Source organism: Rhizobium sp. BT-226, assembly GCF_025847085.2.
Classification (GTDB): domain Bacteria; phylum Pseudomonadota; class Alphaproteobacteria; order Rhizobiales; family Rhizobiaceae; genus Rhizobium; species Rhizobium sophorae.
In genome coordinates this window covers 354,197-368,288 of sequence record NZ_JAOYTI010000004.1, presented here as the reverse complement: position 1 = coordinate 368,288, position 14,092 = coordinate 354,197, and the positions used below count along the sequence as shown (strand labels likewise).

13 protein-coding genes are annotated in these 14,092 nt (G+C 62.6%); 3 read left to right on the top strand and 10 right to left on the bottom strand.

Annotated features, from left to right (window positions below):
• Positions 1 to 9 precede the first annotated feature (9 nt).
• Positions 10 to 942, top strand: coding sequence for a dihydrodipicolinate synthase family protein (locus tag OIU37_RS26300; RefSeq protein ID WP_264259089.1), 933 nt, complete (start codon positions 10 to 12; stop codon positions 940 to 942).
• Here OIU37_RS26300 and OIU37_RS26295 read toward each other — a convergent pair.
• Together OIU37_RS26295 and OIU37_RS26290 are read right to left on the bottom strand one after the other, a co-directional pair.
• Complete coding sequence (locus OIU37_RS26295) at positions 923 to 1,420, bottom strand: GNAT family N-acetyltransferase (protein WP_264259088.1); 498 nt, start codon at positions 1,418 to 1,420, stop codon at positions 923 to 925. The two genes, OIU37_RS26300 and OIU37_RS26295, sit on opposite strands and share 20 nt — an antisense overlap.
• Before the next feature lie 14 nt (positions 1,421 to 1,434).
• The gene (locus OIU37_RS26290) at positions 1,435 to 2,385 is read right to left on the bottom strand and encodes a GNAT family N-acetyltransferase (protein WP_264259087.1); all 951 of its coding nucleotides are present in this window, start codon (positions 2,383 to 2,385) and stop codon (positions 1,435 to 1,437) included.
• A 139-nt stretch (positions 2,386 to 2,524) separates the two neighbouring features.
• Here OIU37_RS26290 and OIU37_RS26285 point away from each other — a divergent pair, with 139 nt between their 5' ends.
• Positions 2,525 to 3,460, top strand: coding sequence for a tyrosine recombinase XerC (locus OIU37_RS26285; RefSeq protein WP_264259086.1), 936 nt, complete (start codon positions 2,525 to 2,527; stop codon positions 3,458 to 3,460).
• Between the two features lie 192 nt (positions 3,461 to 3,652).
• Positions 3,653 to 4,729 carry a TraB/GumN family protein gene (locus OIU37_RS26280; RefSeq protein ID WP_264259085.1) on the top strand — a complete coding sequence of 359 codons (1,077 nt, stop codon included), beginning with the start codon at positions 3,653 to 3,655 and terminating at the stop codon, positions 4,727 to 4,729.
• 124 nt (positions 4,730 to 4,853) lie between these two features.
• Here OIU37_RS26280 and lpdA read toward each other — a convergent pair whose 3' ends face one another.
• The 8 genes from lpdA to sucD form a co-directional block, all read right to left on the bottom strand.
• The gene (gene lpdA / locus OIU37_RS26275) at positions 4,854 to 6,260 is read right to left on the bottom strand and encodes a dihydrolipoyl dehydrogenase (protein ID WP_264259084.1); all 1,407 of its coding nucleotides are present in this window, start codon (positions 6,258 to 6,260) and stop codon (positions 4,854 to 4,856) included.
• A 95-nt stretch (positions 6,261 to 6,355) separates the two neighbouring features.
• Entirely contained in the window at positions 6,356 to 7,108 is a 753-nt protein-coding gene (locus tag OIU37_RS26270) for an SDR family oxidoreductase (protein ID WP_264259083.1), read from the bottom strand.
• Complete coding sequence (locus tag OIU37_RS26265; RefSeq protein WP_264259082.1) at positions 7,105 to 7,635, bottom strand: hypothetical protein; 531 nt, start codon at positions 7,633 to 7,635, stop codon at positions 7,105 to 7,107. The genes OIU37_RS26270 and OIU37_RS26265 overlap by 4 nt, the downstream gene beginning before the upstream one ends.
• Positions 7,632 to 8,381 (bottom strand): DUF4241 domain-containing protein, encoded by a 750-nt coding sequence (locus OIU37_RS26260; RefSeq protein WP_264259081.1) that lies wholly within the window; start codon positions 8,379 to 8,381, stop codon positions 7,632 to 7,634. Before OIU37_RS26260 ends, OIU37_RS26265 begins: the two co-directional genes overlap by 4 nt.
• 13 nt (positions 8,382 to 8,394) lie before the next feature.
• Positions 8,395 to 9,669: a 2-oxoglutarate dehydrogenase complex dihydrolipoyllysine-residue succinyltransferase gene (odhB, locus tag OIU37_RS26255; protein WP_171604609.1), complete on the bottom strand. Its 1,275-nt coding sequence runs from the start codon at positions 9,667 to 9,669 to the stop codon at positions 8,395 to 8,397.
• Between the two features lie 39 nt (positions 9,670 to 9,708).
• Positions 9,709 to 10,017: a YciI family protein gene (locus OIU37_RS26250; RefSeq protein ID WP_264259080.1), complete on the bottom strand. Its 309-nt coding sequence runs from the start codon at positions 10,015 to 10,017 to the stop codon at positions 9,709 to 9,711.
• Between the two features lie 15 nt (positions 10,018 to 10,032).
• Positions 10,033 to 13,017, bottom strand: a complete 2,985-nt coding sequence (locus OIU37_RS26245; protein WP_171604608.1) for a 2-oxoglutarate dehydrogenase E1 component — start codon at positions 13,015 to 13,017, stop codon at positions 10,033 to 10,035.
• A gap of 172 nt (positions 13,018 to 13,189) precedes the next feature.
• A complete protein-coding gene (sucD, locus tag OIU37_RS26240; protein WP_129421958.1) occupies positions 13,190 to 14,092 on the bottom strand; it encodes a succinate--CoA ligase subunit alpha in 903 nt (300 codons plus the stop codon).

The window sequence follows — 14,092 nt, the reverse complement described above, 5'->3', positions numbered from 1 at the left end:
AGAGCACCAATGGCCAGACTGACTGAAGATGCCAAGGGCGTCTATGTGATCGCCGTAACCCCCTTCACCGATGACGGCGCGCTCGATCTCGCCAGTATCGACAGCATGGTCGATTTCTACGAGAGTGCCGGCGTCACCGGCCTGACGGTGCTTGGTCAGCTCGGCGAGGCTCCGAAGCTGACCGCCGAGGAATCGCGGACAGTCGTCGAACGGGTGCTGAAGCGCCTCGACGGGCTCCTTCCCGTCGTCGTCGGCGTGTCGGCGCCTGGGCTTGCGCCGATGAGCGAACTCGCCGAAGCCGTCATGGGCGGGGGTGCCGCCGGCGTCATGGTCGCGCCACCCTGGACCGTCAAGACCGACGATCAGGCTTTCGCCTTCTACCAGTCGGTCGGCGAGGCCCTGGGCGATACGCCCTTCGTGCTGCAGGATTATCCGCTCACCACCAATGTGACGATCGCGCCCAAGGTCATCGAACGCATCGTCAACGAGGTACCGAATTGCGTCATGCTCAAGCATGAGGATTGGCCGGGTCTGTCGAAGATCTCAGCACTTCGCGCCGCCAGCGACAAGGGCGCCATGCGGCGCATCTCGATCCTCTGCGGCAATGGCGGGCTTTTCCTGCCCGAAGAGATGGGCCGCGGTGCCGATGGCGCCATGACCGGCTTTTGTTATCCGGAGATGATGGTTGGCGTCGTCGAGGCCTATGCAGCCGGAAATCCCGATCGCGCCCATGCGATCTTCGATGCCTATCTGCCGCTCGCCCGCTACGAACAGCAGCAGGGCATCGGCCTTGCCTCGCGCAAATACGTGCTTGCCAAACGCGGCGTGATCAAGTCCGCCACCCTGCGCAAGCCGGGCGCCAGGCTCTCGCCGCTCGACATTGCCGATGTCGAGCGCTTGCTGGCACGCCAGGCCATCCGCCTCAAGGAGATCGGGGCGTAACACACGGGCGCAAATTCGAAGCCGCTGGATCATCGCTATGGTGCTGCAGCGCGAGCAGATGGGTATATCCATCTCGTCCGTAAGGCTGAAACCCGAGCGACTCCCAGAACCTCGCCGCATCATCGTTTCCCGCATGAACGGTGACGACGGTGCAGAAGGAAGACGCATGGTCGAGCGGAGCCATGGCAAGCATCCGGCCGATGCCGCGCCCGCGCATTGCGCGACGAATGTAGAAACGCCGCATCCGCAGCGCCCCTGACATGGCCGTTTCGACAGTCATGCCGCCGATGCCGGCGAGCACGTCATCGACATAGGCGCCAAGCAGCCTTTCGCCGTGATGTTCGAACCTGTTATCGCCGATCGACCATTCGTCGATAAGGCGGGCGACATGGCGATGGCCTTCCTGTCGAGCCTCGCTTTCGAGATCTGCGATTTCCCGCGGCAACCGATCGCGGAGCCGGCGGATATCGATCGTCATGGCAATGCCGGTGGTTAGATTGCAGGAACCGGAATCTTGCTGCGCGACGCCGCAACCGGCAAGCCGACCGGCACGAAACTCGCGTCGCCATCCCTAGCCATGTCGTGCACCGTATGTTTCTCCAGCGCCTTCGTCACCTCGTTGAGATCGCCGTCCAGCTGTTCGGCCGGAATAAGATTGCCGATGACGAAATCGAAGCGGTCGCCGCGTTTGTTCAACAGTTCGTGGAACACGGTCATGTCGCGAAGCTCGGTCGACCACTTCGCCAGCCAGTAGAACAGGCCGGAATTGCGTGCCGTCATATGGACGGGAAGGATCGGCAGATTGTATTTGCGCGCCAACCCGACGGCCGAGGTCTTCCATGGGCGTTCATTCAGCCGGCCATTCGCCCAATAGGCGATGCGGCCCGAGGGAAAGAGCACTGTCGCCTTGCCTTCTTTCACCGCATGGTTCGTCAGCTGTAGCGTTTCGCGCGCTTTCAGCTTGCTCTTGTGCTCCTCCCGCCATTCGACGGGAATGATCATCTCGGCAAACCGCGGATTGACGCGGATGGCATCGCGATTGGCAAAGAACATCATGTCCGGCCGGCGCGTTTTCAAAAGATCGAACACGGCAACGCCGTCGGCGATGCCGGTCGGATGGTTGCTGACGAGGATGAAGCCGCCGGTATCGGGAATGCGTTCGCCATGGGTGATGCCGATGTCGAGCTTCAGCACGTCGCTCAGATATTCGAACGATTGGAAGCCCGGCATTTTGGCGACCGCATTGGCGAATTCGAGCGCCTTGTTGTAGCGCAGCAGCGTATAGAGGAATGGCCGCATGACCGGCCAGAGCGGATTTTTCACGATCCTCTGGCCGCGTTCGGCAATCAGCGTATCGACGATATGACCGGGCTTTCCCTGTGAAACGAGAGCGATCGCTTCCGCGAGCTGTCCGAAAGCCGTCATGGAATCGCGCCGTGCCATGAAAGATCCTGTCTATGGGGAATAAGCTATCGCAGTAGAATATGATCGAAGGATGACAAAGGCTTGGCCGGCATTAGCAATTCCATAACTGTTCCTGCTCCAAATTGGCGGACTTGAAGGCAAAATCAAGGCCAGCAACGTGAACGAACTGCTTGTTATCGCCGATCAGCGCCTGATGGCGGAACGGGCCGCGTGGCTCGAAAACCTCGCCAGTGAGCGCCGTCTTTCCGAGCACACGCTCGACGCTTACGAGCGCGATACCCGCCAGTTTCTGACCTTTCTGACCGGCCATCTCGCCGGCCCGGCGACGCTTGGCGATATCAGGGAGTTGCGCTCCGCCGATTTCCGCGCCTTCCTGGCGGCCCGGCGCAAGCAGGGGTCCGGTGCCCGATCGCTCGGCCGCAATCTCGCCGGTCTTCGTTCGCTGCTGCGCCACCTCGAAAAGAAGGGCCTGGTCAACGCCGCAGGCGCCGGCGCGGTGCGCTCGCCGAAACAGCCGAAATCACTGCCCAAGCCGCTGTCGGACACCCAGGCGATCACCGTCGTCAGCGACGACGCCCAACTCCATGACGAACCCTGGATTGCGGCGCGCGACGCCGCTGTCATGACGCTGCTCTACGGCTGCGGCCTGCGCATCTCCGAAGCGCTGGATCTTACTCCCGCCGCCCTGCAGAAGGGCGCGACGACGCTGCGCATCACCGGCAAGGGCAACAACACGCGGCTGGTGCCGCTGCTGTCTGTGGTCTTCGATGCCGTCGAGAAATACCGAGCGCTCTGCCCATACCATCTCGCAAGCGGAGAGCCGCTGTTTCGCGGCGCCCGCGGCGGCAAGCTGCAGGCGGCGATCATCCAGCGCACCATGCAGAAGATGCGCAGCGCCTTCGGTCTGCCGGAGACGGCGACACCCCATGCACTGCGCCACTCCTTCGCCACCCATCTGCTTGCCGGTGGCGGTGATCTGCGCACCATCCAGGAATTGCTCGGCCATGCCAGCCTTTCCACAACACAGGTCTATACCGGCGTCGATGCATCGCGGCTGCTCGAGGTGTATGATCGGGCGCATCCGCGCGCGTAATGCATGTCGCCCAAAAGTGCGCAGCGGTTTTGGGACAACGACATGCATAAACCATAGGGCTTAAAGCGCCTCGCATGACTCCAATTTGATGAGAGGCGCTTTAAGCTTCCGTTAAGGCATTCTCTTAAAGGAATATGCGCAAGCCGGGCGTAGAGCATGAAACGCACAAGGCATGTGATCGGAACACCCATCATGACGACATCAATCGGCCGCCGGACGTCTTACCTCGCAGTGCCGGCCAATCTGTTGCTCTGGCTGATCGCAGCCTTTCACATGCTGCTTCTTGCCGCCCTGTTTGCCGCCTTCCTGACTGCAAGGCCGGCAGCGGCCGAAGACGTGGCCTGCACCGGCCGCAACCTGATGGTCGAGCTGCAGCGGAACGACCCTGACCGCTACGCAGAGGCGCTGAAGGAAGCCGGCGCCACGCCGAACGGCAGGGGCATATTCTGGAAGATCGAGAAGCCGGGACTTGCAGCCTCGTGGCTGCTCGGCAGCATGCATGTCACCGATCCGCGCGTGCTTGCCCTGCCGCCGAGCGCCCAGGCAGCCCACGACGCCGCCGACACGATCATCATCGAATCCGATGAGATCCTCGATGAGCGGAAGGCGACCGCCGCCCTGCTCGCAAAGCCGGAGCTGACGATGTTCACCGACGGCACGACGATCGACAAACTGCTTTCCCCCGAGGATTACAAGCGTCTCGAAACCGGCCTCAAGCAGCGCGGTATCCCGATCAGCGCCGTTTCCCGGATGCGACCCTGGATGATTTCCAGCGCCGTCGCCCTGCCGGCCTGCGAAATCGCCCGCAAGGCAAAAGGCGCGCAGTTCCTCGACCAGAAGATCGCCACTGATGCGATTGCCGAAGGCAAGCAGGTCAAGGGGCTGGAAACCCTTGCCGAGCAGATCCAGGCCATGGCCGATCTGCCGGTCGAATTCCATCTGAAATCGCTGATCGAGACGCTGGAACTCGGCGACAAGATGAGCGACGTCGTCGAGACGATGACCGACCTCTACCTCTCCGGCGACATCGGCATGACCATGCCGATGCTGAAAACCGTGACACCGAAGGAAGAAGGCGAAAACAGCGATTATGCCGCCTTCGAACAGCGCGTCATCCTCGACCGCAACAAGGTGATGGCCGAGCGCGCAGCGCCCATCCTCGACGGCGGCAACGTCTTCATGGCCGTCGGCGCCCTGCATCTGCCCGGCAAGGACGGCGTCATCGAACTGCTGCGCCAGCAGGGCTTCACCGTGACTGCGGTGAATTGAGGCCGCCTGCGGTCAGCTGGTATTCGACTGAGCACGCTGCTTTTCAACAGCGCCCATATGCACCGAATAAAACAGCCGCCTGCCTCACGGCAAGCGGCGTAAGCGTTGTTATGAATATGTAAGATTACATATGGATCGGCTTGAAGAAGGTTGCGAGCGCAGCCTCTTTCACCGCTTCCGACATTGTGGGATGCGCGTGGCAGATACGGCCGAGATCTTCCGACGAACCGCCGAACTCCATCAGCACGGCGATCTCGTGGATCATCTCGCCGGCGCCGAAGCCGACGATATGGCCGCCGAGCACCCGGTCGGTTTCCTTGTCGGCAAGGATCTTGACGAAGCCGTCGGTCGCCAGCATCGCACGCGCCCGGCCGTTCGCCGTGAACGGGAACTTGCCGACCTTGTAGGCGACGCCCGCCGCCTTCAGCTCTTCCTCGGTCTTGCCGACGGAAGCGATTTCCGGCTGGGTGTAGACGACGCTGGGAATGACCTCGTAGTTCACATGGCCCTGCTGCCCGGCGAGGATTTCGGCAAGCGCCACGCCCTCGTCTTCCGCCTTGTGCGCCAGCATCGGACCCTTGACCACATCGCCGATCGCATAGATGCCGTCGACATTGGTCTTGTAGTGACCGTCGATCTCGACGCGGCCGCGATTGTCGAGCGTAACACCGGCTTCTTCGAGGCCGAGGCCCGCCGTATAGGGCTTGCGGCCGGTGGCAATCAGCACGACCTCGGCGTCGAGCGTCACCTTGTCGCCGCCCTTGACCGGCTCGAAGGTGACCTTGGCGCCCTTGTCCCCCTTTTCGACGCCGGTGACCTTGGCGCTGAGATTGAAATCGATGCCCTGCTTGGCGAGCATGCGCTGGAATTGCTTGGAGACTTCGCCGTCCATGCCGCCAAGGATGGTGTCGAGATATTCGACGACGGTGACTTTGGCGCCGAGGCGCGACCAGACCGAACCGAGCTCGAGGCCGATGACGCCGCCGCCGACGACGATCAGCGTTTCCGGCACCTTTTCCAGCGCGATGCCGCCAGTGGACGAGATGATGGTCTTTTCATCGATCTCGACCTGCACGCCGGGAATGCCGGCGACGTCGGAGCCGGTGGCGATGACGATATTCTTGCCTTCGATCTCCTGCACCTTGCCGTCATCGGCGGTGACGGAGACCTTGCCGGCCGAGACGATCTTGCCGATGCCCTGGAAGGCATCGATCTTGTTCTTCTTGAAGAGGAAGGCGACGCCGTCGACATTCGACTTCACCGTCGCATCCTTGTGGGCCATCATATTGCCGAGATTGAGCGTCGGCGCCGGCACGTCGATGCCGAGCGCGCTCATCCCGTGGCCCGCCTGATGGAACATTTCGGAGGCATGCAGCAACGCCTTCGACGGAATGCAGCCGACGTTCAGGCAGGTGCCGCCATAGGTCGCCCGCCTTTCGACGACGGCAACCTTGAGGCCAAGCTGGGCTGCCTTCACAGCGCAAACATAGCCGCCCGGGCCGGTTCCGATAATGATCACATCGTAGGACATTGCTTCTTTCCCTTTGGATTTTTCGTTAATTGGCCGCGCGCGACATCAGGCCGAGGAATTCGAGAACATACCGCATGTTGTTTTCACCTGTCGGTCTAGCGGCCGCCGCTCACATTGAGGATCGCGCCGGTTACATAGGAAGCCGAAGGTGACAGAAGATAGAGGATCGCATCCGCCACCTCCTCGGGCGTGCCGGCGCGCTGCATCGGGATCGACGGCGCCAACTCGCGCGGGCGATCCGGCAAACCGCCGGAGGCATGCAGGTCGGTTTCGATGACGCCGGGCCTTATCGCATTCACGCGAATGCCCTCGGCAGCGACCTCACGCGCCAGCCCGACAGTGAAGGTGTCGATCGCTGCCTTCGAAGCGGCATAATCGACATACTGCGTCGCGGAACCGAGAATCGCCGCCATCGACGAGATGTTGACGATCGCCCCACCCTTCCCGCCATGCCGGCTCGACATGCGACGTATCGCCTCCGCGGCGCAGAGTATCGAGCCAGTCACATTGACGCGCAGCATGCGCTCGATCCGCTCTACCGACATCTCGTCGACGCGCTGGGGATAATCGACGATGCCGGCATTGTTGACGAGCCCGTCGAGCCGGCCGAAATGCCGGTCCACTGCCGTAAACATCGAGACGATATCCGCAGCATTGCCGACATCGCCCTGGATCGCCACGGCCTCGCCGCCGGCCTCAGTGATCGAAGCCACGACGGCATCCGCGGCTTGGCGGTTGGCGGCGTAATTCACCGCAACACGCCAGCCCCGACGTGCGGCGAGCCGCGCGGCCGCAGCGCCGATACCCCGGCTTCCGCCGGTAACGAGAACAACAGGTGCATCGCTCATGTCGCACACTCCTTAAATGTCAGCACGTCCCAGGGTGCCACCGTAGCCTTGCCCTCGCCCCAGGCGCTGGATTCGCGAATGGCGGGACCAAGGCCGGGGAGAACGAGCTTTTCGGCCGCCGCAGCCCCTTCGGGCTGCAGGTTGTCCATCTCGCCCTCGGCATCCATGCCATAGACGGCGCCCTGCCAGACCGTGCAGGCATCGAGATCGGCGCCGGTAGCGTCGCCTTCGGGGCAGTTGAACATCAGGATGCCGATGGCGCGCACCGGATCTTCCGAGGGCATGACATAACCTTCCATCACAACAGATGTCTTCAGCGCGCTGACCTTGAACTGGTTGCTGGCGGCGGCCGATGGAGAATTCAGCGGTGCAAAGCGCAATTCATAGGCACCGTCGCGATCGGCGTAGACAGCCTGCTCCTGCTTGCATTCCGCACCGAAGGTGGAGGCCGGCACAACGAAAAACGCGGCGGCTGCGATTGCAGCCACGCCTGTCCGTCTCGTCGTGATCCCGCTCCTTCCGCTCATTGCAGCTTCGGCTCCTTCCGTCCGTCGGCATTCTCGACAACGCTGAAATCCGTCAGCAGCACCAGCGCGCGGCCATCCCTGTCGAGCCCCCAGAAAACCGGATAGAAACCGTCGCCCCAGCCGCTCCAGAACACCGCGACATTGCCTCGTCGGCCGGCGACCGGCCGGTGCAGCGCATAGATGCCCTTGTTGGCATCGAGGTCCGACGCCAGCACGTCGTCGTAATAGTTGACGTCGGAATCCGGTTTCTGCGCCTGCACCTGCTCTTCGCGCTCTCCGATCAGATCAGGCGTATCGGCGTCCATGTAACAGCCGAGGCCGGCATCGACGGGATAGCCGAAGATCTCGCCGTCCTTCAGCGTCGCCGGGTCCTGCCCGGGCAGGACCGCAAGCTCCCAATGATCCGGCTTGCCCTCGGCAAACCGCATGCTGGCGGCGGCGACGCGCCCGAAGGCCTGGTAGAGCGTCACTGGATAGTCGCCTGGCGCAACCGTTCTTGCGAGCGCCGGACGGTCGGGTTGCGCAAGCGGGTCGGCGGCAACGATGCGCCCCGATGTCAGCTCGACATTGCCCATGTGGATCACGTCGATCGACCGCCCGGAGAGTTCGGCATCACCAAGCGCCACCAGCTCGAAATTGCTGCTTGCCTTGCCGATATCCCAGCTGGCGGCCGATGCGGAGGCCGGGACATGCGCGGCGGCAGCGCAAAGAAGAAGGCGCGCCGCTCGCATAATCCGGTTCCGCATCGAAAGCGCTCCCTTAGAGATCGAGAACCAAGCGTTCCGGATCTTCCAGGCTTTCCTTGACGCGCACGAGGAAGGTGACCGCTTCCTTGCCGTCGACGATGCGGTGATCGTAGGACAGCGCCAGATACATCATCGGACGGATGACCACCTGACCGCCGATCGCAACCGGCCGCTCCTGGATCTTGTGCATGCCGAGAATGCCGGACTGTGGTGCGTTGAGGATCGGCGAAGACATCAGCGAACCGTAGACGCCGCCATTGGTGATGGTGAAGGTGCCGCCCTGCATGTCGGCCATGGAGAGCGAGCCATCACGGGCTGCCTTGGCAAGACGGCCGAGTTCCTTCTCGATTTCGGCGATCGACATCTGGTCGGCGTCGCGGATGACAGGAACGACGAGGCCTTTGTCGGTGCCGACGGCCATGCCGACATGGCAGTAGTTCTTGTAGATGACGTCGGTGCCGTCGATTTCGGCGTTGACGGCCGGCAGTTCCTTCAGCGCATGCGTCACGGCCTTGGTGAAGAAGCCCATAAAGCCGAGCTTGACGCCGTGCTTCTTCTCGAAAATGTCCTTGTACTTGTTGCGCAGATCCATGACCGCCTTCATGTCCACCTCGTTGTAGGTGGTCAGCATGGCGGCGGTGTTCTGCGCATCCTTGAGGCGCTTGGCGATCGTCTGGCGCAGGCGCGTCATCTTCACGCGCTCTTCGCGCGAGGCATCCTCGACCGTCGACGGGCCGCGCGCGGCGGCAGGCGTCGCCGCGGGTGCGGCCGCCGGAGCGGAAATGCCCTTGGCAACGGCGGCGATGACGTCGCCCTTCAGCACCTGGCCGCGCTTGCCGCTACCGTCGATCTGATCGGCGGAAAGGTTGTTTTCGGCAAGCATCTTCGAAGCTGCCGGTGCCGGCGGCATGGTGGAGACGGAGGCGCTCGATGACGACGCAGCAGCAGCGGCAACCGCCGGCTGGGGCGGAGCGGCGGCCGGTTGGGCGGGAGCGGAAGCAGCAGGCGCCGCGGCCGGTGCAGCAGCAGCCGGCGCCGCAGCAGCGGCAGCACCTTCGGCGATCTGGCCGAGCAGAGCGCCGAGGCCGACGGTCTCGCCGGCGGCAACGACGATTTCCGAAAGCGTGCCGGAGGCGGGTGCCGGAACTTCGATGGTCACCTTGTCGGTTTCAAGCTCGAGAATCGGCTCGTCGGCCTTGATGGCGTCGCCGACCTTCTTGAACCAGGTGCCGACGGTTGCCTCGCTGACGGATTCACCGAGAGTTGGAACGCGGATTTCTGTGGCCATTGTTCAGATCCTGATTTCGTGTGTTTTCGTTTATGCGTTTCAGACGGCGGGCGGCCGCGAGATGATCGAGGGCATCGGCAGGATATCGAAGCGGAAACCGAAACCGGAAGCGATGATCGGATCGCCGTTGGCAAGAACCTGCGCCGCCGCCTGATCCTCGACCTCGACGATCGCCATGCCCCAGGCGCCTTCACCCTCGAAGACGGGGCCGACGATGATCGCCGATCCCGCAAGAGCGTTCCGATGCCAGTATTCGGCATGGCGTTTCATCGCCGCCATTTCCTCCCCGGTCCCGTCATGCGGGAAAGTGGGGCGCGGCGGCAGCAGTCTCAGAAAGAAATAAGCCATTGCGCCCCCCTCGTTTTAACCGCCCAATGCATCCTCGAGGAATGCGGCGAGCTGCGACAGATGCTTGGACATCAGGCCCGTCGCCGGCGAGGCGGCGGCCGGACGGCCGGTATAGCGGACGCGCTGGTACTTTGCGTCGATATGGGCGAGCACCCATTCGAGGAAGGGGTCGATAAACGACCATGCGCCCATGTTCTTCGGCTCTTCCTGGCACCAGACCATCTCGGCATTGCGGAAGCGCGACAGCTCGTTGATCAGCGCCTTTGCCGGGAACGGATAGAGCTGTTCGACACGCAGGAGATAGATGTCGTCGATGCCGCGCTTTTCACGCTCTTCGAGAAGATCGTAATAGACCTTGCCGGAGCACAGGACGACACGGCGGATCTTGTTATCCTTCTGCAGCTTGATCGGGCCGTCCTTGATCACCTCGGCATCGTCCCAGAGCAGGCGGTGGAAGGCGGATTCGCCGGCCATTTCGGCAAGCGTCGAGACCGCCCGCTTGTGGCGCAGCAGCGACTTCGGCGTCATCAGGATCAGCGGCTTGCGGAAGTCACGCTTCAGCTGCCGGCGCAGGATGTGGAAGTAGTTCGCCGGCGTCGTGACGTTGGCGACCTGCATGTTGTCTTCCGCGCAAAGCTGCAGGAAACGCTCAAGGCGGGCCGAGGAGTGTTCCGGACCCTGACCTTCATAGCCGTGCGGCAGCAGGCAGACGAGCCCCGACATACGCAGCCACTTGCGTTCGCCCGACGAGATGAACTGGTCGAAGACCACCTGCGCGCCGTTGGCGAAATCGCCGAACTGGGCTTCCCAGAGCGTCAGCGCATTCGGGCGGGCAAGCGAATAGCCATATTCGAAACCGAGCACGGCCTCTTCCGAAAGCATCGAATTGATGACTTCGTAGCGCCCCTGCGTCGGCGAAAGATTGGCGAGCGGGATGTAACGCTCTTCGGTTTCCTGATCGTAAAGAACCGAGTGGCGCTGCGAGAAGGTGCCGCGTTCGCAATCCTGGCCGGAGAGGCGGATCTTGCTGCCTTCGACGCAGAGCGCGCCGAAGGAGAGCGCTTCGGCCATCGCCCAGTCGATACCCTCGCCGGTGGCGATCATGTTGGCGCGGTTTTCCATAAAACGCTGGATCGTGCGGTGCGCGTTGAAGCCCGCCGGGATCTCGGACAGCTTGCGGCCGATCTCCTTCAGCGTCTTCATCGGCACGGCGGTCTTGCCGCGGCGCTGCTCGTCGGCATTGTCGGCCGTGCGCAGGCCCGACCACTCGCCGTCCAGCCAGTCGGCCTTGTTCGGCTTGTAGTGCTGGCCGGCCTCGAACTCCTGTTCGAGATGGGCGCGCCAGTCGGCCTTCATCTTCTCCACTTCACCGTCGGTGAGCAGGCCCTCGGCAACGAGACGGGCCGCGTAGAGCTGCAGCACGGTCTTGTGGGCGCGGATCACCTTGTACATCTTCGGCTGCGTGAAGGACGGTTCATCGCCTTCATTGTGGCCGTAGCGGCGGTAGCAGAACAGGTCGAGCACGACCGGCTTGTGGAACTTCATGCGGAATTCGGTGGCGATCTTCGCCCCATAGACCACCGCTTCGGGATCGTCGCCGTTGACGTGCAGGATCGGCGCCTCGATCATCTTGGCGACGTCGGATGGATAAGGCGACGAGCGCGAAAAGGCCGGGTTGGTTGTGAAGCCGATCTGGTTGTTGATGATCACATGCATGGTGCCGGCGACGCGGTGACCGCGTAGACCGGAAAGGCCGAGAATTTCGGCAATGACACCCTGGCCGGCAAAGGCCGCGTCGCCGTGGATCAGCAGCGGCAGCACCTTGGCGCGTTCGGAAAGCGGGATGATGTCGCCGTCCCAGACGGTGGCATTCATGTCCTGCTTGGCGCGGGCCTTGCCCATGACGACGGGATCGACGATTTCGAGATGCGACGGGTTCGCCGTCAGCGAAACGTGGATCTTGTTGCCGTCGAATTCGCGGTCGGAAGAGGCGCCGAGATGGTACTTGACGTCACCCGAGCCCTCAACCTCGTCGGGAGCGGCCGAGCCGCCCTTGAACTCATGGAAGATCGCCCGGTGCGGCTTGCCCATGACCTGGGAGAGCACGTTGAGGCGGCCGCGATGGGCCATGCCGAACACGGCTTCCTTGAGGCCGAGATGACCACCGCGCTTGAGGATCTGCTCCAGCGCAGGGATCAGCGATTCGCCGCCGTCGAGACCGAAACGCTTCGTGCCCTTGAACTTGACGTCGAGGAACTGTTCGTAGCCTTCGGCTTCGACGAGCTTGGCAAGGATCGCCTTCTTGCCTTCCGACGTGAAGGCCACACCCTTGTCCGGTCCTTCGATGCGCTCCTGGATCCAGGCTTTTTCTTCCGGATTGGAGATGTGCATGAATTCGACGCCGAGGGTCGAGCAATAGGTGCGCTCGAGGATTTCGATCATCTCGCGGAGCGTCGCATATTCGAGGCCGAGCACATTATCGATGAAGATCTTGCGATCGTAGTCGGCGGCCGTGAAGCCGTAATTTTCGGGCGAAAGCTCGTGATAGTCTTCGACCGCGGCAGCAATGCCGAGCGGGTCGAGCTTGGCGTGCAGGTGGCCGCGCATTCGATAGGCACGGATCATCATGATGGCACGCACGGAATCGCGCGTCGCCTGCAGCACCTCGGTGCTGTCGGCAGGCTTACCTGCAGCTTCGGCCTTGGCCTTGACCTTGGTCTCGATCACCTTCTCGACGATGCCCCAATCACCGTCGAGCGCCGAGACGAGATCGCCGCTTGCCTGAAGCGGCCAGTTCTTCTTGCGCCAGGAAGCGCCCTTGGCCGCCCTTTTCACATCGCTGGGATCCTCCTCCAGCGCCTTGAAAAAGGAACGCCACTGATCGTCGACCGATGCCGGATCTTCTTCGTACCGCGCGTAAAGCTGCTCGATATAGGCAGCGTTGGCGCCATCCAGAAACGAGGTGATCTGAAACTGCTCGTTGGCTTCTTGCCGTGCCATGGTGATATGCGGACGCTTCCGTCCGCCTCCTGACTTTGATGAATTTGCCGGCTTGATGGCCGGCTGCCGCATTCCGATTGCCGCCTGTCCGCGGCGCATCTGCTGGTCTCGTGCTGTCGAGGCCGGGCGGAAGGCGCAGATGCCGTTCCTCCGCCCGGTCTATATAGGTGGCTTAGCCCTTGAGGACTTCAACCAGCGTCTTGCCAAGGCGGGCCGGAGAGGGAGATACCTTGATGCCTGCCGATTCCATCGCCGCGATCTTCGATTCCGCATCGCCCTTGCCGCCGGAAACCACAGCGCCGGCATGGCCCATGGTTCGGCCCTTCGGCGCCGTACGACCGGCAATGAAGCCGGCCATCGGCTTCTTGCGGCCCTTCTTGGCTTCGTCCTTGAGGAACTGCGCTGCGTCTTCTTCAGCCGCACCACCGATTTCGCCGATCATGATGATCGACTGGGTGGCTTCGTCTGCCAGGAACATTTCCAGGACGTCGATGAACTCGGTGCCCTTGACCGGGTCGCCGCCGATGCCGACGGCCGTCGTCTGGCCGAGACCTTCGTTGGAGGTCTGGAACACGGCTTCATAGGTCAGCGTGCCCGAGCGGGAAACGATACCGACCGAACCCTTGCGGAAGATCGAGCCCGGCATGATGCCGATCTTGCATTCTTCCGGCGTCAGGATACCCGGGCAGTTCGGGCCGAGCAGGCGCGACGTGGAGCGGTCGAGGCGAGCCTTGACCCGCACCATGTCCATGACCGGGATGCCTTCGGTGATGCAGGTGATGAACGGGATCTCGGCGTCGATCGCCTCGATGATCGCGTCGGCGGCTCCTGCCGGCGGAACATAGATGACGGTCGCGTTGGCACCGGTCTTTTCCTTGCCCTCGGCAACGGTTGCGAAGATCGGCAGGCTTTCGCCCTTTGCGCCGGTCCAGGTTTCGCCACCCTTTTTCGGATGGATACCGCCGACCATCTGGGTGCCGTAGTAGGCAAGCGCCTGTTCGGTGTGGAACGTGCCGGTCTTGCCGGTCAGCCCCTGAACGAGGACCTTGGTGTCTTTATTGACGAGAATAGACAT